Origin of the sequence: Niveibacterium sp. COAC-50, assembly GCF_013184235.1 — a bacterium.
Lineage (GTDB): Bacteria > Pseudomonadota > Gammaproteobacteria > Burkholderiales > Rhodocyclaceae > Niveibacterium > Niveibacterium microcysteis.
In genome coordinates this window covers 20,611-40,042 of the sequence record NZ_JABCJM010000002.1, presented here as the reverse complement: position 1 = coordinate 40,042, position 19,432 = coordinate 20,611, and the positions used below count along the sequence as shown (strand labels likewise).

The window sequence follows — 19,432 nt, the reverse complement described above, 5'->3', positions numbered from 1 at the left end:
GTTTGTAAGGAGTGTGGGGGGCTCCATTCTGGCCAAGCGCCGAGGATCGCCCACCCAACTGCGTCACATGTCCAGGCAGTTGCCCAGCAATCGCCGGTACAGCCCGACCAGTGCCTCGGCCATTCGCTCCGGTGTTTGCTGCTCGGCGGTCCGGCGCGCGGCGCTGGCGATGGCGGCGAGGCGCTCTGGTGAGCCGACCGTAGTCATCAACTCGGCTAGCGCGGCGCGCAGCGATTCACGGTCGAATCCGTCGGCGAGCCAGCCGTTGGCGCCGTGTTCGATCAGCGATTCAGCGCCGCAGCTCGGTGAGGTGATCGTAGGCAGGCCGCTGGCCATGGCTTCCAGCACGACGTTGCCGAAGGGTTCATAGACGGCGGGGAAGACGAAACCGTCGGCGGCACGGTAGATCGGTGAAACGTCTTGCTGCGGGCCGAGGAAGTGCACCCGATTGCCGTGGCCCAGGCGCTGCGCCATGCGCCGGTAGTGCGGCTCGCTCTTGTCCTTGCCAGCGACCACGAGATGGGCGTCGTTCGGCAGGGTTTCGATGACCGCGGCAAGCCCCTTGCGCTCAAAGCCAGAGCCGACGAAGGCAAGGACGGCGGCATCCGCCGGCAAGCCGAACATGACGCGCGCGGCGCGCTTCTCGTCGGCGCCCGCGGGGCGGAAGCGCTGCAGATCGACACCGTTCTCGATCAGCGGCAAGCGTTCTGCGGGCAGGCCGAACAAGTCCATCAACTCGCGCTGGATGAAGCGCGAATTGCAGATTACCGCACGCAGCTTCGGGTGGCGGAACATCGCTGCTTCGGCGGCGAGCGTGTAGCGGTGGTAGGGGCCGCACCAGCGTGCGTCAAAGCGCTGGCCACGGGCACGTGCGCGATGCGTGAGCCAACCGAGGTGGCTGCCGTCGCCGGCGCGGTAGATATCGCAGCCGGGCACGCGTTCGTGTGACTGCACCAGATCGAAATCGCTGCTGGCGATCTCATGTTGCACGGCGCGCGCAAAGCTCGCATCGCGCCAGGTGCGGCCGATGTGGAAAGGGTCGAGCTTGCGCAGGCGCAGATTCGAAGCGGGCTCGCCGCTCCAGCGCCGTGTCAGTAATGTGATCTCGATGTCGTCGCGGCCAAGTGCCGCAATCGCGCGCTCGACAAAACGCTCGGCGCCGCCGAAGGCGGTGTAGCGCTGGCGGACGAGGGCGAGCTTCACACGCGCTGCAGGTGCACCACCGGCGTGCCGCCGGTGTCGTTGAGCAGATCCTGCACGGCAGCCCAGGCCTGATCGACCGGCAGCCGGACGAGGCAATCGCTGATCTTGCCGCCGCCGCAGCCGTCGATGCCGCACGGGCGGCAGGGGTGGATCTGGCTACTGACCACGCGGTGCGGTACGCCCCACGGACCCCATTCCAGCTCGCCGGAGGGGCCGAACAAGGCCACCGTAGGCACCTGCTGCGCGGCAGCGATGTGCATCGGCGCGGAATCCACGCCGAAGAACAGCCGGGCGCGACCGATCACGGCCGCGAGTTCGCGCAGGTTCAGTTGCCCGCCGAGATTCAGTGCCGGTTCGGGCAAGGCTTCGAGAATGCGTGCGACAAAGGCCTTTTCGTCGGCGTCCGGTCCGCAGGTGAAGACGAGCTTCCAGCCGGCGCGTTGCAGCCGCCCGCAGAGTTCTGCGACGTGTTCTGCCGGCCAGCTCTTGAACATCCAGCGCGAGACCGGGTGCACCGCGATGAAGCGGCCAGCCTCAACACCGCCGTCACGCAGCAGCGCATCCGCACGCATGTCGGCATTCGCGCCGGGGTGGATCGATAGCACGCGCTCGTGCAATTCGGGGTAGAGGCCGATTCGACGCAACACATCGAGGTTGCGCTCTACCGTATGGCGGCGGGCGTTCATCGGCTCGCCCTGCAGATGGCTGAACGCCTTGCGCCACATCCGGCCGCGTGCCGGGCGGGCGGGGCCGACGGCCCAGCGTGCACCCGTCAGGCGCGCGATCCAAGCGCCGCGCGGGTGGTCGGTGAGGTGCAGCACCAGGTCATACTTGCGTGCGCGCAACCGCCGCAGCAGCCCCAGCTCCGCCGCGGCCTGCCCGAGCGGGCCGAGCTTCTTCCAGTTGCGATCGATGCCGTGCAGCTGCGCAATGGCAGGGTGGCCCTGCAGCATCGGCGCGGTTTCCTGATACACCAGCGTGTCGATTTCGCAGTGCGGTGCGCGGGCTTTCAGCGCACGCAGCACGGGGGCCGTAAGCAGCACGTCGCCGTGGTGACGCAGTTTGATCACCAGCACGCGGCGTACTTCGTGAAGCGGAATCGGGTCAGTCAGCAGCATGGGGCCGACGATAGCACGCAGTCAGCGGTTGAAGAGTTTGAGGGTCGTGCCCCAGGTTTCGACCTGGATGCGGGTCAGGCGCGCGTGGGCGAAATCGAGCGTCAGCCAGCGCGCTGGCGGCAGCCCGAGCAGATGGCCGGCGATCACGCGCAGCGGCCCGCCGTGGGCAACGATGACGACGGCCTCGCCCTGCCGTTGCGCCTGTAGTTCGTTCAAGAACGCCAGCACGCGGGCACTCATGTCGGAGGCCGACTCGCCGCCGGGCGGGCGATGGTCGAGCGGATCGTCGGCCCAGCGGCCAAGCGCGGCCTTGCCGATCGCCTCGTAGGTCTGCAACTCCCAGTCGCCGAAGCTGATTTCGCGCAGGCGTTCATCGATGACGGGCTCGCCCAGCGCTTCGGCCAGCAGGCGCGCGCGCACCAAAGGGCTGGCGAACAGCGCCGCGTCGGCCGGCAGCAGGGGGAGCAGATGCGCGACGGCCGCATCGATTGGCGCAGCGAGCGGTACGTCGCTGGCGCCGTAACAGGTGCCGGGCGCCACCGCGACTTCCGGGTGACGAATCAGATGGAGGTCCATGCCGCCGTCCAGGCGAGGTAGCAGGCGAGTTCCGCCAGCTGTTGCGCCGCGCCGAGACAATCGCCGGTGTAGCCGCCGAGCCGGCGGTGCAGCACCCGTGCCCACCACAGCGTGATGAGTCCGCCTGCGCACAAGGCCGCCAGCGCCGGGCGCGGCGCGAGCAGTATCAGGGGTGCGGCGCCAAAGGCGATCGACAGCGACCATTCGCCGTTCGACATGCGTACCGCCAGCGGCTTCGCTTTCGCCTGTGCATCCTCGCGTACATAGTCCATCAGTCGGATCAGGCTGCCCGAGCACAGCCGCGAAAACGGGTGCGCTACGAGCAAGGCAAGCGCTGCCTTGTCGGCGCCCAGCGCACATAGCAGCGCGAATTTGCCGGCCAGTGCAAGACCCAGTGCCACCGCCCCATAGGTGCCGAGCCGCGAATCCTTCATGATCGCGAGCACTTGCGCCTTCTCCCAGCCGCCGCCCAGGCCGTCGGCGGCGTCGGCGAGGCCGTCTTCATGGAAGCAACCGGTCAGGCGGATCGATATCGCCATCGAAATCAGCACCGCGACCGGCAGCGGCCATGCCTGCGCCGCAAGCCACAAGCTGGCGGCTGCAACGCAGCCGACGACCCAGCCCACCGCCGGAAACCAGCGCGCCGCGTGGTTCAGCCGCTCAGGCGAATACGGCACCCAGCGCGGCACCGGGATGCGCGTGAAGAAGCCCAGCGCAGTGAAGAAGAGTTCGAGATTCCAGCGCAGCATGCTCACGCAGCTATGCGGACTTTCCGCTCACGCCAGCCGATTCGAAGCTCGCCATCTCGGCCAGCATGGCGCAAGCCGTCTTCAGCAACGGTATCGCGAGCGCCGCGCCCGTGCCTTCGCCGAGCCGCAGATCGAGTTCGAGCAGCGGTTGCGCAGCAAGGTGCGCCAGCTGCGTGGTGTGACCCGGCTCTTGCGATCGGTGTGCGAACACGCAGTAGTCGCGCACCGCGGGGGCGAGCGCATGGGCGACCAGCAAGGCGCTGGTGACGATGAAACCATCCACGACGACGGTCATCTTCTGCCGCGCGGCTTCAAGGAATGCCCCCACCATCATCGCGATCTCGCAGCCGCCGAACTCTGCCAGCACGGTCAGCGCATCGCGGGGCGCGCCAGCGCGCTGCCAAGCCTGGGCCAGCAGCGCGTGTTTGCGTGCGAGGCCAGCGTCGTCGAGCCCGGTGCCGCGTCCGATCACGTCGGCCAGCGGAGCGCCGGTGAGGGCGGCGGTGATCAGTGATGCGCTCGCGGTGTTGCCGATGCCCATTTCCCCGAAGCCGATCGTGTTGCAGCCGGCGGCCGCCAGCTCGCGCACGATCCGCGCACCGGCTTCGATCGCGGTGTCGCGCTGGTCGTTGCTCAGCGCGGTGGTGTCGAGATAGTTCGCGGTGCCGGCGGCGACCTTCGCGCGCACGAAACGGGTGCCGTCTGCTCCGGTGGCGGGCAGATCGGAAAGCTCGCGTGCGACCCCGGCGTCGACCACGGAGAGCGCGATGCCAGCCTGGCGTGCGAACACGTTGATCGCCGCGCCGCCAGCGAGCATGTTGGCTACCATCTGCCAGGTCACATCCTGCGGGTAGGCCGACACGCCCGCCTTTGCCGCACCGTGGTCGCCGGCGAACACGACGATGTGTGGCGCACACACGGAGGGCGACGTGCTCTGCTGGATCAGGCCCATCGTCGCCGCGAGCGCTTCGATTCGCCCCAGGCTGCCCGGCGGCTTGGTCTTGCCGTCGATGCGGGCTTGCAGTGCCGCGCTCAGCGCGGTGTCGGGCGAAGTGATATCGGCGTACATGGCGGACGAATTCCGGGGCGGGCAGAAGGGGGCGGATGCTAGCACGCAGGGGCGGTTCGGCCTTTGCGCCGGGTGAAGCGTGCGCTTGGCGCTTGCCTCAGCCCTTCAGCACCAGCGGCAAACCCGCCGCAACGAACACGACGCGCTGCGCCATCGCGGCCACTGCCTGATTCAGTCGCCCCTGCGCGTCGCGGAAGGCGCGCCCGAGGGGTGTTTCGGGAACCAGCCCGAGGCCAACTTCGTTCGAGACGAGGATCACATGTCCGCCGCAGCGATTGAGTGCTGCGATCAGCTCGGCTGCCGCAGCTTCCCCCGCGGCATCGCCGGCGTCGTCTGGCGCGGCGAGCAGGCGGTTGCTGAGCCACAGCGTCAGGCAGTCGACGATCACGCAGTTGCCGGGGCGGGCCTGAACAATCAGCTGGCGTGGCAGGTCGAGCGGGGCCTCGATGGTCTTCCAGCGCGGGTCGCGTTCGGCCCGGTGGCGCGCGATGCGCGTGCGCATCTCTTCGTCGAGCGCTTCCCCGGTGGCAATCAGCGTCACCGGCAGTGCGCCGGCGGCGGCCCGTTGCGCTGCGTGGCGGCTCTTGCCGGAGCGCGCACCGCCGAGTACCAGTTCGATCATCGGAGAAACCTTTGCTGCGACGCGAAAGCGGCAATGTTAAACTGCCGCGCTTACTCCGGCTGCGGCCGGAGTTTCGTCTGAAAGGTGCCCCGGCGTGTCGCGCGCCAGGGTTAAACGGGAAACAGGTGCGTCCGCATGCGGACTATTCCTGTGCTGCCCCCGCAACGGTAGGCGAGAGCCCGGCGTCATCGGCCACTGGGATTGTTCCCGGGAAGGCGACGCAGGGCCGGCGCACATGCGCCCGCTCGCAAGCCCGGATACCGGCCCGTCAGACATCCGCAAGCGCCTTTGTGTCAGCAGGGTGTTTGCGCTGGAGGACAGGCCGCGGGGTGTCGGTTGATCAGCCTGAGCGCTTTGCGCCCTGCCTGCTCGTTTCCCCGTTGCGCTGTCCGTGTGCCATGTCCGGCACGCGGGGTCGCGTGCGCGGACGATCAGGGAGTTGCCTCTAAATGAAGTGCCTTCGGGTTTGCCCCGTCACCGCCGCCGTTCTCGCGGCGTTTTCCGTACCTTCGTTCGCTGCCGCGCCGGACGATATTCCCAGCAGCACGATCGTCGTCACCGCCACGCGGCAAGCGACGCGCATCGCCGAGACCCTCGCCGACGTGACAGTGATCGGCCGCGAAGAAATCGCCCGTGCCGGCGTCGCCGATCTGACCGAGTTCCTCGGCCGCCAGCCCGGCCTGCAGTTCTATTCCAACGGGGGGCCTGGCAAGACGGCGGGCCTCATCGTGCGCGGCGCGAGTGCGTCGCAAAGCCTCGTGCTGGTCGATGGCATGCGCATTGGATCCGCCACCAGCGGTGGCGCGTCGCTGGAACACCTGTCGCTCGACGATATCGAGCGTATTGAAATCGTCCGCGGCCCGGCTTCGGCGCTCTACGGCGCTGACGCGATCGGTGGCGTGATCCAGATCTTCACCCGTCGCGCGACGGAACCCTTTGCGGCGGATGCGTTTGCCGGCGTGGGCACCTACGGCACGCAGGAGTATGCGGCAGGGGTGTCGGGCAAGAACGGCGCGTTCAGCGGCGGCCTGCGCGTGACGCATCAGGAGACGAACGGCTATTCGGCGATTAACGATCCGGTCAAGCAGCCTTATAGCTACGACCCGGACGACGACGGCTATCGCCGCAACAGTTTCGCGGCCAATTTCGGCTGGAAGATCGCCGACGGTCACGCGCTTGAACTGACCGCACTGCAGAACAACGGCCGCAGCTGGTACGACGGCGGCATCGGTTTTGATTCGCATACCGACGTGAAGGTGGCGAGCTATGGCGCAAGCCTGCGTGATCGCTTCGCCGAGAACTGGGTCAGCACCTTGCGCTTTGGTCGCTCGGTGGACGACAGCCGTGACTACGCGATGTGGAATCCGACCGGCATGACCTTCCGCACCGAGCAGGACCAGGCGTCGTGGCAGAACGATGTCCGCATCGGGCCGGGCAGCCTGATGCTCGGCGCCGAATGGCTGCAGCAGCAGGCCAAGGCTGAAGGCAGCTTTGATCAGTCCCGCACGATCAATGCCTTGTTCGCTGGCTGGAGCGCCCACTACGGTGCGCAGCGCGTGCAGCTCAACGTGCGCCGCGACGACAACTCGCAATTCGGCGCGCATACCACCGGCACGGCCGCTTGGGGTTGGCAGTTCGCCGAGGCGTGGCGAGTGCGCGTCGGCGGTGGCACATCGTTCCGCGCGCCGACCTTCAACGACCTCTACTACCCCGGCTACTCGAATCCCAACCTGAAGGCCGAGCAGGGCCGCAGCGTGGAGACGGCCGTGGTGTGGGAGTCGGGCGAGGCCAAAGCATCGCTGACCGCTTACCGCAACCGTGTGAGCGACCAGATCGCGCTGGATGAGACCTGGACGCCACAAAACATTGCGCACGCCGAGCTGGATGGCGTCACCGCCGAAGCGGGCAATACCTTTGGCGCTTTCGTCGTGGATGGCTCGCTCGACTGGCTGCATGCGCGTAACCCGGATACCGATACGCAACTCGCAAGGCGTGCCGAGTGGCAGGGGGCGTTCAACGCACGCTATGTGCAGGATGCCTGGCGTGCCGGCGTCGAAGTGCGCTATGTCGGCGATCGCTACGACGACGCGGCGAACCTGCACAAGCTCGACGCCTACACCCTGGTCAATCTCGTCGCGAGCTGGAAGTTGATGCCGCAAACGCAACTGGAAGTGCGGCTCGACAACCTGTTCGATGAGCAGTACGAGACGGTGCGCGGCTACGGCACAGCCGGACGCAGCATCTTCGCGGGCCTGCGTTTCAGCACCCGCTGAGCGCAGGCATTTCGCTGGTGGGCCGGGGCGCGCGACAATGAGCACCCTTTCGATCGCAATCGCTCGTTCGCCGATGCGCCCTCGCCGCGTGCTGCTCGTATTGCTTGGCCTCGCTGCCGTGGTGCTGGCGGCGTTCTTCGCTGCACTGGCCGCGGGCGAGGTGGCAGCGGGGCCGCGAGCGATCTTCGACGCGCTGCGCGGCCAGCCGGACGACATGGCCGCCACCGTGGTGGCGCAGCTGCGCTTGCCGCGTGCGATGGCTGCCTTCGGCTGCGGCGGCCTGCTGGCCTTGTCGGGTGCGCTGATGCAAGTGCTGCTGCGTAACCCGCTGGCCGATCCCTATGTGCTGGGTATCTCCGGTGGCGCGGCGGTCGGCGCGCTGTCGGCACTGCTGTTGGGGCTCGCCACGCCTTGGGTGGACGGCGCGGCGCTCGCCGGTGCCCTGCTCAGCATGTTTGCCGTGTTCGGCATCGCGCGTGGTTCCGGTAGCAGGACGCAAACCCGCTTGCTGCTGACGGGCGTGGTGGTCGCGTCCGGCTGCGGCGCGTTGGTTTCGCTGCTCCTTGCACTCAGTCCCGACCGTGCGCTGCGCGGCATGCTGTTCTGGCTGATGGGTGATGCGGGCGCGGCGGATCGCCCGTGGCTGGTGCTGGGCGTACTGATACTTGGCGTGCTGGCCAGTCTGCCGATGGCGCGCGAGTTGAATCTGCTCGCCCGCGGCGAGCGGCATGCGCGTGCGCTCGGTGTCGATACGCGTCGCGTTGCGACCATCGTGTTCCTGCTCGCGTCACTGCTCACCGCTGCGGCGGTGACGGCAGTCGGCGCGGTGGGCTTTGTCGGTCTCGTCGTGCCGCATCTGCTGAGGCTGGTGCTGGGCAACGACCAGCGCTTGTTGTTGCCGGCCTCGGCACTCGGTGGCGGTGGCCTGCTCCTGATCGCGGACACCGCAGCGCGTACCGTCGTCGCGCCCTTGCAGTTGCCGGTTGGCGTGCTGACTGCGCTGATCGGCGTGCCGCTTTTCCTGTGGCTCCTCTCCCGGCATCCACGATGAGCGAGGCACGCCCATCCATGCTGTTGCGTGCGCGTCGCCTTGATGTCGGCGTCGCCCAGGTCCGCGCCGTGAGTGGGCTCGATCTGGATCTCAAGGCCGGCGATCGGCTTGCGATACTCGGCCGCAATGGCGTCGGCAAGAGCACGCTGCTGGCTGCGCTGGCCGGCCTGCACCCGTCGCAGGGCGAACTTGAGTGCGGCGGGGCGCCGCTGGCGCGCTGGTCGGCCCGCGCGCTGGCGCAACTCCGCGGCTGGTTGCCGCAGCATCCGGACGACCCCTTCGCCAGCAGCGTTGAAGAAGCGGTGCTGGTGGGGCGTCATCCGTGGCTCGAGCGTTTCGAGTGGGAAAGCGAAGACGACCTCCGCATCGCGGCCGACGCGCTGGCGGCCATGGGCCTGGCAGGCTTCGCACGGCGCAATGTGCAGACCCTCTCGGGCGGTGAGCGCCAACGCGTGTCGATTGCCGCACTCCTCGCGCAGACGCCACGGCTCTATCTGCTGGACGAACCGCTCACGCATCTCGACCTCGCCGGCCAGATCGCGGTGCTCGATCATTTCCGTGGCGTCGCGGACGCGGGCGCAGCCGTCGTCATGGTGTTGCACGACATCAACCTCGCGCTGCGCTGGGCGAGTCATCTGCTGATCCTGTTCGGCGACGGTGCCTGGCAAGCAGGCCCGGTCGACGAAGTGGCCTCGGCGTCGGTGTTTGGGCGTGCGCTTGGCCACCCGGTGCGGGCGCTCGACGATGCAGGCAGACCGCACTTTGTCCCGGCCTGAGTACCGCGCACGGCGCAGCCGTCGGTCGGGCGCCCTCTTGCCTGACGCCGCACAAGCAGGAAGACTGCGCCCCCATGCTTGAACAGGACTTCGAACGCCTCTTCGACCGCGCCCGGCGGCGCGCTTTGCGCTATCCGCGCTGGTTCCGCTTCCTCGTCACGATGCGGGCGGCGACCGGGGTGGGGTTTGTCGTACTGCTTGGCGTTGCGGCGGTGCTGATGATCGGCTGGGCCCTGTCACCACTGTTCGATGGTGGCTTTCAGGAAGAGCCGGTGCTGTGTTTCCTGCGCGGCTTGCTGGCGATTCCTGCGCTGCATCTGCTGATGCTGGTGTCGCGCATGCTGCGTGGCCGCTTTCCGGCGCCCGATGGCCTCGCGCTCGGGCCAGACGAAGCGCCCGCGCTGTTCGATTTGCTCGAACGCCTGCGCCGCCGCTTCGGTACGCCGCCGATTCACTCGGTGTGCATCACCGGCGAGCTGAACGCAGCGATCACGCAGCGGCCGAACCGCTGGATCGGCGTGCCGATGCGCAACACGCTGGTGATGGGGCTGCCGCTGACGCTGGCGACCTCACCGCGCCAGTTCGTCGCCGTTCTCGCACATGAGTTTGGCCATCTGCGGCGCCAGCGCATCGCGCTGGGTGGCATCGGTTGTTACCTGCGCGCCTTGTGGCACCAGGTGCTTGAAAACATGGAGGCGGTGGCGAGTCCGCTGCAACCGGCGTTCTCGCTCATCACGGAAATCGAGACACCCTTGTATTGCGCCGAATCGCTGGTGCTGTCGCACCTCGATGAACTGGAGGCGGACGCCTGTGCCGCAGAGGTTGTCGGCGCCAAGCGGCTTGGCGAAGCGCTGGCCGAGATTGCGCTGAAGCACCGCTTCCTGGCCGACGACTACTGGGCCAAGGTCTACGCGCAGGCGAACCACTCCGAACGGCCGTCGATCCTGCCCTATCGCCATATGGCGGCGGCGCTGCGTGCGGGCTTCGACCGCGAGGCATTCGCCGAATGGTTCGAAGCGCTGTCGCATGAGCAGAGCGACGAATCGCGGTTGAGCACACACCCGAGCCTGCGCACGCGGGTGCATGCGCTGGGCCTCGCGGTGCCGAGTGAGGGCGTTGGGTCGGACAGCGCGGCGCGGCGCTTCCTTGGCGAGTCGGTTGGGCGGCTCGCTGGCGAACTCGATCAGCAGTGGTGGCAAGGGCAGCAGCGCAGCTGGCGCAAACGCCACTGGGAAGTGACCCGCGCGCTCGACAAGATCGCGAAGCTCGAGTCCGAGGGCGCCCAACTGGGCGTCTCCGAGCGGCTTGAACTTGCATTGCTGGTCGAGCGCTATGCAGGCGATCGTGACCCGCTCTCGGTGTACCGGGAACTGATGCCGCAGGCGCCCGGACGCCCGGATGCGTTGCTCGCAATGGGGCGCTTGCTGCTTGGGCGTGGCGATCCGACGGGCGTGGCCTACCTGCGCCGCGCGATCGGCGAGGACGATGCGGTGGGCCTGCAAGCTGCCGCCCTGCTGATCGAACATTACGAGAGCAGCGGTATCGGCGCGGCAGCGCGTCCGTATCGCAAGCGCCTCGGCAAGCTGCTGCGCCAGGCGCAGCTCGTGCAGGCGGCGCTGGATGCGCCGCTCGAAGCGCTGCGTTCATTGCCGCCGGGGCTCGAGATGCATGAGCTGCGTGCGCTGGTGCGGGATATCCGGCGCCACGATCCGGTGCGTCGCGCCTATGTGGTGCGGCGGCGTTGCGAGTTGGCGCCGCGCTGGCGTGCCTACATCCTCGTGCTGTGCGTCGAGCACCACGCCCTCGGTGCCATCGCCGACGTGGCGCAGGAGATCGAAGCGGGCATCACGATTCCGGGCTTGTGGCGCGTGCTCACGGTGCCGGTCGACAGCGGCGACGAGGCCATCCTGTGCGAAGTGCGCGGGGCTCGCTTCTTCTCGCGCAAGGATGGCGCGGTGCGCATCTGATCAGCGTTTGCCGGCGAGCCGCTCGCGCGCCTGATCGAGAACGGCACACACTTCCTGCGCCCCGGCGAGAATGCGCGGACCGGCTCGGTTCAGGTGGTCGCCGTCCACGTAGAACAGGTTTCCAAGCGCCACCGCTGGCAGCGCTTTCCATGCGCGCCATGCGTCGAGTGAGCCCTGGTCAGTGGCGGGCTCGCGGCCGGTCAGAATCGCCTCGGGCGCGGCTTTGAGCACCGCTTCGCGCGTCACTGTCGGCGCGATCGGGTCAAGTTCGGCAAAGACGTTGCGCCCGCCGCACAAGCTCAACACATCGCTGACCATGTGCTTGCCATTGAGCGTCTGCAACGGATCGGACCACACCTGGTAGAACACCCGCACCGGCTTACGTGATGCGTAGCGCTGGCGCAGCGTCTCGATGCCTTCGCGCAGGCCTTTCGCGGCGGCTTTTGCTTCACCGTCGTTCCCTGTCAGCACGCCGATGCGCTCAAGATCGCTGGCAATCGTATCGAAACGTCGCGGCTCACTGAGGAAGACCGGCACGCCCATGCGCTTGAGGCGTTCAAGCTGCGCTGCCGGATTGCCCGACGCCCAGCCAACGACCAGATCCGGTTTGAGGGCGACGATTCGTTCAAGGTCGAGCGCGTGGTAGCCGCCCACACGCGGCAGTTTCGCCGCAGCGGCGGGGTAGTCACTGTATTCCGTTGCGGCGACGACACGCGCGCCGGCGCCGGCCGCGAACAGCAGCTCGGTTGCGTGCGGAGCAAGGCTGACGATGCGTTGCGCCGGGGCATTGAGCGTGACGCGCGCGCCGGTGTCGTCCAGCACGCTCACGTTTGCAGCCAGCGCCGCGACCGGCATCAACGCGAGCACCATCGATGACGCGAGGTGCTTGCGCCGGATCAATGCACGATGCAGGCGGAAGGGGCTGAAAGTTTGCATGGCGGGCGTGCTTCATGGGCAAATTGCAAGCCCCTGATTCTACTGTCATGGCATCTGCCAAAGTGTGACACGCCTGTGTGATGCTGCGCGCTTGACCGGGTCGCCGACGACTCCTAAGATCGGTCGCATGGAACAGGAACTCTCGGCTCTCGAAGCCAAGCTCGATACGCTGGTTCGCCAGATGCAGACGCTGCGCGCCGACAACCTGTCGCTGCGCGAACGGGTTGTCACGCTGGAAGCCGACAACCAGCGCCTCAAGGCCAAGGTGGAGGTTGCGACGAGCCGGATCGAGTCCGTGCTTGCGATGATTCCGGATGGAGCGGTGTCGTGACCGAGAGCGTCGATTTCTCCGTATTGGGGCGCGAATACAGCGTTTCCGTGAAGCCCGAAGAGCGCGATTCGTTCCTCGCGGCGGTTGCGTTGGTGGATGCGAAGATGCGTGAGTTCGATGCGCGCACCAAGGCGTCGTCCGATACGCTCGCAGTGATGACCGCGATCAACATTGCGCATGAACTTGTGCAATTACAGAGCGGCGCCGGATTGGATCTGCCGGGATACCGGCGTAGAATGACAGCCATGGGAGAGCGGATCGACGCAGCGCTCGCCCAGCAGGAAAAGCTCTTCTGAGCCTTCTGCAGTTCAACTGGCGTCGTGCGCCGCAAGGCGCGGCAATACAGGTTTCACGGGGTCTGGAGACAGGCGCCGCGGGGCGCGAAAGCGGCCCGGAACGGTTTTCCCCTGCGGTGTTCGTTTGGGTCGTAGATTCCTTGGACCAATGTCTACGCGACTTGGTCGCCGACCTACAAACCGCTGTTGTGAGCACCCTTCGGGGCGCACCTGATGCGGCTGGAACGCGACCGACCTGAACCCAGGTTCAGGATGCCGATCCGAACGGCACAGGCGGGGGATCCCATTGTGCAGGGCGCGAAGCTGAGCTTCGCGCCCTTTGCGTTTGTGGGGGTCTAATGCGCTATTGGCTGATGAAGTCCGAGCCGGACGATTGCTCGATCGACGACCTCGCGGCAATGCCGGGTCAGACAGTTGCCTGGTATGGCGTTCGGAATTACCAGGCGCGCAATTTCATGCGCGACCAGATGCAGCTTGGCGATCTGGCCTTCTTCTATCACTCGTCCTGCGCCGAGCCGGGCATCGCGGGGATCGTCGAAGTGGCGCGCCGTGCCTACCCCGACGCCACGCAATTCGACGCGTCGAGCCGCTTCTTCGATGCGAAATCGAGCCATGAGAATCCGCGCTGGCTTAACGTCGACGTGCGCTTCGTGCGCAAGACGCCGCTCATCGCGTTGGCCGAGTTGCGTCGCCATGCTGCGCTTGAGCAGATGCGCGTGTTGCAGAAGGCAAGCCGTCTGTCGATCACGCCGGTTGATCCGGCGGAGTGGCGCTACATCACCGAACAGTTGATCGGCAGTGCTTGATTGCTGGATCGATGTAGAGGCATTTACGCATCACTACGGACAGACGCCGTCCGCACAGTTGCATATGATCTGGGGCTTTTCATGGTCTGGGACCGCTGAATGACGCCTGACGCGTGGTGGCTCTCCTATGTGCTGCTTGGCTTCTTCTCGGGCTTCATGGCCGGGTTGTTGGGCCTGGGTGGCGGGGCGATCATGGTGCCGCTGCTGGTGATGATCTTCAGCGCGACCGGTGTGCCGCACGAGCATGTGCTGCATCTGGCGCTCGGTACGTCGATGGCGACCATCATCTTTACCGCGTGGTCCAGCACGCGTGCGCACCATGCGCACGGCGCAGTGATCTGGGACGTGGTGAAGGCGTTTTCGCCCGGCATCGTGTTCGGCACGCTGCTTGGCACCTTGGTTGCTGCGCGCGTCAGCACCCGTGGCCTGGCGGTGTTCTTTGCCTGTTTCATCACGCTCGTTGCGGTGCAGATGATGTTCAACCTCAAACCGGCTGCGCGGCGTGGCTTGCCCGGGCGGGCCGGGCTGGCTGGCGTCGGTACCGGAATCGGCATGGTGTCGGCGCTCGCCGCCATTGGCGGGGGCTCGATGACCGTGCCCTACCTGACCTGGTGCAATGTGCCGGTGCAGCGTGCGATCGGCACTTCGGCGGCCGTCGGCATTCCGATTGCCGTTGCGGGCTCGCTGGGCTACTTGTGGAACGGCTGGGGCCAGTCGGGTTTGCCGCCTGCGGCGTTTGGCTACATCTATCTGCCTGCCTTGGTTTGCTTGATCTTTGCTTCGATGCTGACGGCCCCGCTTGGTGCGCGATTGGCCCACCGTTTGCCGGTCGCCACGCTTAAACGCGCCTTCGCAGGTGTGCTGGTCTTGCTGGCTGGCAAGATGCTCTGGGGGGTCTTCAGTGTCTGATTCATCCGACACCTGTTGTGGACTCGCCACCGGGCGCTGCCTAAACTCATTTACATCGTCCCGCCCGGGACGCCTATTTCCCTCCTTCGGAGAAGCGAAACGATGCGTGTGATCCATTCTCTCGCCGTCGCCTTCGGCCTGGCCTGCGCGGTGCTACCCGCCCAGGCGCGCGATTGGGCGACCATCAAGCAGTCCGGCAGCATTGTTGTCGCCAGCGAGGGCGCGTATGCGCCTTTCAACTACTTTCAGGGCTCCACGCTGACCGGCTACGAGATCGATGTGATGAACGCGATGGCGGCCAAGCTGGGGCTCAAGGTGGAATGGCGGGCGCTTGGGTTTGACGCGCTGATTGCCAGCATCCGCCAGGATCGCTTCGACGCTGCGATCGCCAGCCATGGCATCACCGAAGAGCGCCAGAAGTCGGTCGACTTCACGAATCCGCATTACTGCTCGGGTGGCCAGATCGTTACCAAGGCGGGTGGCCCGACCAAGGGTAGCGAACTCGCCAACAAGGTGATCGGCGTGCAGCTTGCGACGACCTATGCCGATGCAGCGAAGAAAGTGACCGGCGCGAAGGAGGTCAAGACCTTCCCGAAAGACACCGATGCGCAGCAGGCGCTGATCAGTGGCCGTGTTGATGCGTGGGTGACAGACCGTTTCGTGGCGAAGTCGGCTGTCGAAAAGAACGCGTCGGCTGGGCTCAAGACGGGCGAACTGCTGTTCGTCGAGCGCATCGCCACCGTCGTGCGCAAGGGCAACAACGAGTTGCGCGACCAGCTCAACAAGGCGCTTGCCGAACTCAAGGCAGACGGCACGCTCAAGAAGATTTCCGAGAAGTACTTCAAGGAAGACATTACCTGTCAGAACTGAGTTTCTGCGCAGATTCCCCCGTAGTCAGTGCGGGCCGCCACGGCGGCCCGCAGTTTCGATAGAACGACTCAATGATCACTAGATTGAAGGATCGCGACTCGCTGGTGCTGGTCGGATCGGTGCTGGGCCTCGGTGTGCTGCTGTGGCTCATGTCGGCGCCGCTCGCGATGCTGCCGGCCCCGGTAGGGCCCGCGGCAGATCAGTTTTCGGCCGGCGCGCTGATGACGATCCAGCTCACGCTGGTCTCCGGCATTTCCGGGCTCGTGCTCGGGGTGCTGGCGGCACTTGGAAAGCTCTCGCACTTGCCGCCGCTGCGCTGGCTGGCCGATTTCTATGTGTGGGTGATCCGCGGCACGCCGCTGCTGCTGCAGATTCTCTTCGTGTATTTCGCGCTGCCGGAGATCTCGCCGAAACTGCAGCTCAATGAATTCTGGACAGCCGTTATCGCGCTGTCGATGAACGTCGGCGCCTACAACGCCGAGGCGATCCGGGCCGGCATCAACGCGGTGCCCACGGGCCAGGTCGAGGCCGCCCGTTCGCTCGGGCTGTCGAAGTTCTACACCTTCCTTGATGTGACCTTGCCGCAGGCGGTTCGGATTTCACTGCCGCCGCTGGCGAGCAACCTGATCGCGTTGTTGAAGGATTCGTCGCTGGCCTATGCGATCGGTGTCGTCGAGCTTTCGATGGTCAGCAGCCGGGTGCAGGCGTCGAGCTTCCAGCCCTTCCCGGTCTTCATCACGGTGGCGGCGGTGTACCTCGCGCTGACGACGACCTTCACGCAATTCGCCGGTGCGCTGGAGCGCAAGCTGGCTGTCGGAAAGCGCTAAGCATGAGCAAGGGTGACGTGATCATTTCGGTCGACAAGATCGTCAAGCGCTGGGGCAGTTTTACCGCGCTCAACGAGGTGTCGGTGTCCTTCAAGGAAGGCGAAGTCGTCTGCATCATTGGCCCCTCCGGTTCCGGCAAATCGACGCTGCTGCGCACGATCAACCGGCTGGAAGAGCACGACGCTGGCCGCATCGTGGTCGACGGCATCGAGCTCGACAACGACATGAAGCACATCGACGCCGTGCGCGCCGAAGTCGGCATGGTGTTCCAGAGTTTCAACCTGTTCACGCACATGACGGTGCTGGACAACATCACGCTCGCGCCGCAGCGGGTGCGCAAGTGGAAGCGCGAACAGGCCGAGAAGACCGCGCGCGAATTGCTTGAACGCGTGGGGCTGGCAGCGCATGCGCACAAGTACCCCTCGCAACTGTCCGGCGGCCAGCAGCAGCGTGTGGCGATTGCGCGCGCGCTGGCGATGCAGCCCAAGGTGATGCTGTTCGACGAGCCGACCAGCGCACTGGACCCGGAGATGGTCAACGAAGTGCTGCTGGTGATGCGTGATCTCGCCAAGAGCGGCATGACGATGCTGGTGGTCACGCACGAGATGGGCTTTGCACGCGAAGTGGCCGACCGCGTGATCTTCTTTGATGGCGGGCGGATCGTTGAAGAGGGCGATCCGGCGCAGTTTTTCTCTCGACCGACCCATCCGCGCGCGCAGGCCTTCCTGTCGCAGATCAAGCACGCCGGATGACGCGGGCGAGGCGACACCACGAGTACGGAGAACACTGATGACGACAACAAGACTGCGCGTAATGGTTGCCGCCGTGGCTGCGGCCCTCGCTGTGCCGGCACACGCCGCCGCGGATGCAAAGGTGATCGAGCGCCTTGAGCGCCAGATCCAGGAACTGCAGCGCGAGGTGCAGGCGCTGAAGGCCGCCCAGCAGAAGAGTGACGCCGCAACCGCCGCTGCTGGCGCGACGGCAGCGGAAGCCAAGGCCGCCGCGACCGCCGCCTCGCCGGCCGCGATCAAGGATGTCGCGGATCAGGTTGAGGCGCAGGGCAAGGAGGCGGTGGTCAAGGGCGACATCCCCGGCTCCTACCGCCGCGCGGGCGAGGAGACCTCGTTCCATGTCTACGGCGTGGCCGAGCTGAACCTGGTGCACGACTTCGGGCCGGACAATGGCGCGAGCGACTACTCGACGTTTGCGCCTTACATCCCGCTCGATGGCCAGAGCAACCGCAAGGGCATGACCTACATGACGGCGCGTACGTCGCGTCTCGGTGTGGAAGCCTCCACGCCGTCGCCGGTCGGGCCGATCAACGTGAAGATCGAAGGCGACTTCAACAACGATCCGCGCACCGGCAACTCGGCGGTGACCGGCAGTCTCGAAACGATCTACACCCAGCAGAGCACCAACAGCTACAACTTCCGCTTGCGCCATGCCTACGGCCAAGTCGGCTCCTGGCTGGTCGGTCAGACCTGGTCCACCTTCATGGACGTCGATGCGCTGCCGGAGACGGTGGACTTCAACGGCCCGATTGGCGCGACCTTCATCCGCCAGCCGATGATCCGCTACACCTACGTGACGCCGGATATCGGCAACTTCACCGCGGCGCTGGAGAACTCGGTGAGCTATGTGCTGGACGACACCGGCGTGGCGACCGCGGACGGTTTCTCGCGTATGCCGGATCTGGTGCTGCGCTACGACAAGGCGTTTGACTGGGGCACGATCAGCGCGCGCGGCGTGACGCATGAGATGGAGGTGAAGGGTGCGCTTGGCAATGCCTCGAAGCGTGGCTATGGTTTGGCTGCGTCGAGCTTCATCAAGACGCGCGGCGACGACTTCCTGACGATTGCGGTGACCGGTGGCAACGGTATCGGCCGCTACTTCAACTACATCGAGGGCGCGATCTACAACCCCGCGGTGAACGAAGTGCTGGCCGAGCAGGCACTGGGCGTGGTGCTGGGCTACCAGATCAAGCCGAGCGACCGCATCCGCTACAACTTTGCTTACGGCTACCAGCGCAACTTCGACAACGACTACACCGACTTTGCCAAGGCGCAGGGGCTTGGCTCCGGCCAGTACGGCGTAAACCGCAACGTGCAACAGGGGCACGCCGGTTTGTTCTGGAGCCCGTTCCCGAAGCTGGTGGATGTCGGTGCCGAAGTCATCTGGGCGCGTCGGCAGACGCTCGATGGCGAGAAGGGCGAAGCGACGCGCCTGAACTTCTCGGGCAAGTACTACTTCCAGTAGGTCGGGTAGCTTCGGCGCCTGTGCAACGGCCAGCCTGGTGCTGGCCGTTTTGCGTTGACGCGCCTCAGGCGGAGCCGAGCCGCCCCATGGCGCGGCGCCCCTGCAGCAAGTGGTTCTCCATCGCCACCTGGGCTGCGGCGGCGTCCGGCTGACGGAGCGCCGCAACGATCGCGCGATGTTCTTCGAGTGATTCCTGCAGGCGCCCCTCGCGGAACAGCGAGTGGAAGCGCATCAGCTTGAGCTTCTGCCGCGTGTCCTGAACGAGTTGGGTCAGCCAGCGGTTGCCGGCGATTTCCTGGATCGCGAGATGGAACTGCTGGTTCACCTCGAAGAAGGCTTCAATGTTGTTGGCGACGAAGTGCGCTTCCAGTGCGTCATGCAGTGCATCGATCCGCGCGTGGGCGGCCTCGTCCATGCGCAATGCCGCTTCATAGGCGCAGCGGCCTTCGAGCAGCGCGAGGATCGGGAATATCTCGTCCAGATCCTGCTCGGTCAGAAGCGTCACCTTGCAGCCCCGGCCCGGCGTCAAGGTGACCAGCCCTTCGCTGGCGAGCACCTTGAGTGCTTCCCGCAAAGGCGTGCGGGAGATGCCGTATTCGGCGGTGATGGCCTGCTCGTCGATCCAACTGCCGGGCGGCAGATCGTGCGCAAAGATGCGTGTCCGCAGCCGTTCCGCGACCTCTTCAAAGAGGGCGGAGCGGGTAATCCGCTGCGGCGAGTCACCTTTTGGCAACACTTCTAGTTGACCTCTTGTATTCATAATTATGGATAACGTATTATTGCTTCCGAGGGCTGTC

20 protein-coding genes and 1 riboswitch are annotated in these 19,432 nt (G+C 66.1%); of the genes, 12 read left to right on the top strand and 8 right to left on the bottom strand.

Annotated features, from left to right (window positions below; all coding sequences use genetic code 11):
* Nucleotides 1-63: 63 nt before the first annotated feature.
* The 6 genes from HH302_RS07640 to cobU all read right to left on the bottom strand — a co-directional run bounded on the left by HH302_RS07640 (nt 64) and on the right by cobU (nt 5,337).
* Nucleotides 64-1,203 carry a glycosyltransferase family 4 protein gene (locus HH302_RS07640; protein ID WP_172200949.1) on the bottom strand — a complete coding sequence of 380 codons (1,140 nt, stop codon included), beginning with the start codon at nt 1,201-1,203 and terminating at the stop codon, nt 64-66.
* On the bottom strand, nt 1,200-2,321 hold the full coding sequence (gene rfaQ, locus HH302_RS07635) for a putative lipopolysaccharide heptosyltransferase III (protein WP_172200946.1): 1,122 nt from the start codon (nt 2,319-2,321) through the stop codon (nt 1,200-1,202). Before rfaQ ends, HH302_RS07640 begins: the two co-directional genes overlap by 4 nt.
* Before the next feature lie 21 nt (nt 2,322-2,342).
* The gene (cobC, locus tag HH302_RS07630) at nt 2,343-2,897 is read right to left on the bottom strand and encodes an alpha-ribazole phosphatase family protein (protein WP_172200943.1); all 555 of its coding nucleotides are present in this window, start codon (nt 2,895-2,897) and stop codon (nt 2,343-2,345) included.
* Nucleotides 2,882-3,643 (bottom strand): adenosylcobinamide-GDP ribazoletransferase, encoded by a 762-nt coding sequence (locus tag HH302_RS07625; RefSeq protein WP_216661887.1) that lies wholly within the window; start codon nt 3,641-3,643, stop codon nt 2,882-2,884. The genes cobC and HH302_RS07625 overlap by 16 nt, the downstream gene beginning before the upstream one ends.
* 13 nt (nt 3,644-3,656) lie before the next feature.
* The gene (gene cobT, locus HH302_RS07620; protein WP_172200940.1) at nt 3,657-4,715 is read right to left on the bottom strand and encodes a nicotinate-nucleotide--dimethylbenzimidazole phosphoribosyltransferase; all 1,059 of its coding nucleotides are present in this window, start codon (nt 4,713-4,715) and stop codon (nt 3,657-3,659) included.
* Between the two features lie 97 nt (nt 4,716-4,812).
* The gene (gene cobU, locus HH302_RS07615) at nt 4,813-5,337 is read right to left on the bottom strand and encodes a bifunctional adenosylcobinamide kinase/adenosylcobinamide-phosphate guanylyltransferase (protein ID WP_172200937.1); all 525 of its coding nucleotides are present in this window, start codon (nt 5,335-5,337) and stop codon (nt 4,813-4,815) included.
* Nucleotides 5,338-5,402: 65 nt separating this feature from the next.
* A riboswitch (cobalamin riboswitch) is annotated at nt 5,403-5,621 on the top strand.
* Between the two features lie 165 nt (nt 5,622-5,786).
* Here cobU and HH302_RS07610 point away from each other — a divergent pair.
* The 4 genes from HH302_RS07610 (at nt 5,787) to HH302_RS07595 (ending at nt 11,404) form a co-directional block, all read left to right on the top strand.
* Nucleotides 5,787-7,610 carry a TonB-dependent receptor domain-containing protein gene (locus HH302_RS07610; RefSeq protein ID WP_172200934.1) on the top strand — a complete coding sequence of 608 codons (1,824 nt, stop codon included), beginning with the start codon at nt 5,787-5,789 and terminating at the stop codon, nt 7,608-7,610.
* 37 nt (nt 7,611-7,647) lie between these two features.
* Nucleotides 7,648-8,661 carry a FecCD family ABC transporter permease gene (locus HH302_RS07605; protein WP_371814621.1) on the top strand — a complete coding sequence of 338 codons (1,014 nt, stop codon included), beginning with the start codon at nt 7,648-7,650 and terminating at the stop codon, nt 8,659-8,661.
* Nucleotides 8,658-9,437: an ABC transporter ATP-binding protein gene (locus HH302_RS07600; RefSeq protein WP_172200931.1), complete on the top strand. Its 780-nt coding sequence runs from the start codon at nt 8,658-8,660 to the stop codon at nt 9,435-9,437. Before HH302_RS07605 ends, HH302_RS07600 begins: the two co-directional genes overlap by 4 nt.
* 74 nt (nt 9,438-9,511) lie before the next feature.
* A complete protein-coding gene (locus tag HH302_RS07595; protein ID WP_172200928.1) occupies nt 9,512-11,404 on the top strand; it encodes a M48 family metallopeptidase in 1,893 nt (630 codons plus the stop codon).
* Here the strand turns inward: HH302_RS07595 and HH302_RS07590 are convergent, their stop codons facing one another.
* Nucleotides 11,405-12,340 carry a cobalamin-binding protein gene (locus HH302_RS07590; protein WP_172200925.1) on the bottom strand — a complete coding sequence of 312 codons (936 nt, stop codon included), beginning with the start codon at nt 12,338-12,340 and terminating at the stop codon, nt 11,405-11,407.
* A 127-nt stretch (nt 12,341-12,467) separates the two neighbouring features.
* Here HH302_RS07590 and HH302_RS07585 point away from each other — a divergent pair, with 127 nt between their 5' ends.
* The 8 genes from HH302_RS07585 to HH302_RS07550 all read left to right on the top strand — a co-directional run bounded on the left by HH302_RS07585 (nt 12,468) and on the right by HH302_RS07550 (nt 18,635).
* A complete protein-coding gene (locus tag HH302_RS07585) occupies nt 12,468-12,671 on the top strand; it encodes a hypothetical protein (protein WP_172200922.1) in 204 nt (67 codons plus the stop codon).
* Complete coding sequence (locus HH302_RS07580) at nt 12,668-12,967, top strand: cell division protein ZapA (RefSeq protein ID WP_172200919.1); 300 nt, start codon at nt 12,668-12,670, stop codon at nt 12,965-12,967. Before HH302_RS07585 ends, HH302_RS07580 begins: the two co-directional genes overlap by 4 nt.
* Nucleotides 12,968-13,305: 338 nt before the next feature.
* The gene (locus HH302_RS07575; RefSeq protein WP_172200916.1) at nt 13,306-13,773 is read left to right on the top strand and encodes an EVE domain-containing protein; all 468 of its coding nucleotides are present in this window, start codon (nt 13,306-13,308) and stop codon (nt 13,771-13,773) included.
* 99 nt (nt 13,774-13,872) lie between these two features.
* Entirely contained in the window at nt 13,873-14,682 is an 810-nt protein-coding gene (locus tag HH302_RS07570; RefSeq protein ID WP_172200893.1) for a sulfite exporter TauE/SafE family protein, read from the top strand.
* 102 nt (nt 14,683-14,784) lie between these two features.
* Complete coding sequence (locus tag HH302_RS07565) at nt 14,785-15,552, top strand: ABC transporter substrate-binding protein (RefSeq protein ID WP_172200890.1); 768 nt, start codon at nt 14,785-14,787, stop codon at nt 15,550-15,552.
* Between the two features lie 71 nt (nt 15,553-15,623).
* Nucleotides 15,624-16,379 (top strand): amino acid ABC transporter permease, encoded by a 756-nt coding sequence (locus HH302_RS07560; protein ID WP_172200887.1) that lies wholly within the window; start codon nt 15,624-15,626, stop codon nt 16,377-16,379.
* Between the two features lie 20 nt (nt 16,380-16,399).
* Complete coding sequence (locus HH302_RS07555; RefSeq protein ID WP_172202595.1) at nt 16,400-17,131, top strand: amino acid ABC transporter ATP-binding protein; 732 nt, start codon at nt 16,400-16,402, stop codon at nt 17,129-17,131.
* A gap of 37 nt (nt 17,132-17,168) precedes the next feature.
* Nucleotides 17,169-18,635 carry a DcaP family trimeric outer membrane transporter gene (locus HH302_RS07550; protein WP_206255053.1) on the top strand — a complete coding sequence of 489 codons (1,467 nt, stop codon included), beginning with the start codon at nt 17,169-17,171 and terminating at the stop codon, nt 18,633-18,635.
* Nucleotides 18,636-18,699: 64 nt separating this feature from the next.
* Here HH302_RS07550 and HH302_RS07545 read toward each other — a convergent pair whose 3' ends face one another.
* Nucleotides 18,700-19,371, bottom strand: coding sequence for a GntR family transcriptional regulator (locus HH302_RS07545; protein WP_371814620.1), 672 nt, complete (start codon nt 19,369-19,371; stop codon nt 18,700-18,702).
* Between the last annotated feature and the right edge of the window lie 61 nt (nt 19,372-19,432).

Excerpts from the sequence above, each read along its gene's own strand:
- rfaQ (WP_172200946.1), bottom strand. The coding sequence starts at position 2,321 with ATGCTGCTGACTGACCCGATTCCGCTTCACGAAGTACGCCGCGTGCTG.
- cobU (WP_172200937.1), bottom strand. The coding sequence starts at position 5,337 with ATGATCGAACTGGTACTCGGCGGTGCGCGCTCCGGCAAGAGCCGCCAC.
- HH302_RS07565 (WP_172200890.1), top strand. The coding sequence starts at position 14,785 with ATGCGTGTGATCCATTCTCTCGCCGTCGCCTTCGGCCTGGCCTGCGCG.
- cobC (WP_172200943.1), bottom strand. The coding sequence starts at position 2,897 with ATGGACCTCCATCTGATTCGTCACCCGGAAGTCGCGGTGGCGCCCGGC.
- HH302_RS07590 (WP_172200925.1), bottom strand. The coding sequence starts at position 12,340 with ATGCAAACTTTCAGCCCCTTCCGCCTGCATCGTGCATTGATCCGGCGC.
- cobT (WP_172200940.1), bottom strand. The coding sequence starts at position 4,715 with ATGTACGCCGATATCACTTCGCCCGACACCGCGCTGAGCGCGGCACTG.
- HH302_RS07595 (WP_172200928.1), top strand. The coding sequence starts at position 9,512 with ATGCTTGAACAGGACTTCGAACGCCTCTTCGACCGCGCCCGGCGGCGC.
- HH302_RS07605 (WP_371814621.1), top strand. The coding sequence starts at position 7,648 with ATGAGCACCCTTTCGATCGCAATCGCTCGTTCGCCGATGCGCCCTCGC.
- HH302_RS07600 (WP_172200931.1), top strand. The coding sequence starts at position 8,658 with ATGAGCGAGGCACGCCCATCCATGCTGTTGCGTGCGCGTCGCCTTGAT.
- HH302_RS07610 (WP_172200934.1), top strand. The coding sequence starts at position 5,787 with ATGAAGTGCCTTCGGGTTTGCCCCGTCACCGCCGCCGTTCTCGCGGCG.
- HH302_RS07550 (WP_206255053.1), top strand. The coding sequence starts at position 17,169 with ATGACGACAACAAGACTGCGCGTAATGGTTGCCGCCGTGGCTGCGGCC.
- HH302_RS07570 (WP_172200893.1), top strand. The coding sequence starts at position 13,873 with ATGACGCCTGACGCGTGGTGGCTCTCCTATGTGCTGCTTGGCTTCTTC.
- HH302_RS07560 (WP_172200887.1), top strand. The coding sequence starts at position 15,624 with ATGATCACTAGATTGAAGGATCGCGACTCGCTGGTGCTGGTCGGATCG.
- HH302_RS07575 (WP_172200916.1), top strand. The coding sequence starts at position 13,306 with ATGCGCTATTGGCTGATGAAGTCCGAGCCGGACGATTGCTCGATCGAC.
- HH302_RS07585 (WP_172200922.1), top strand. The coding sequence starts at position 12,468 with ATGGAACAGGAACTCTCGGCTCTCGAAGCCAAGCTCGATACGCTGGTT.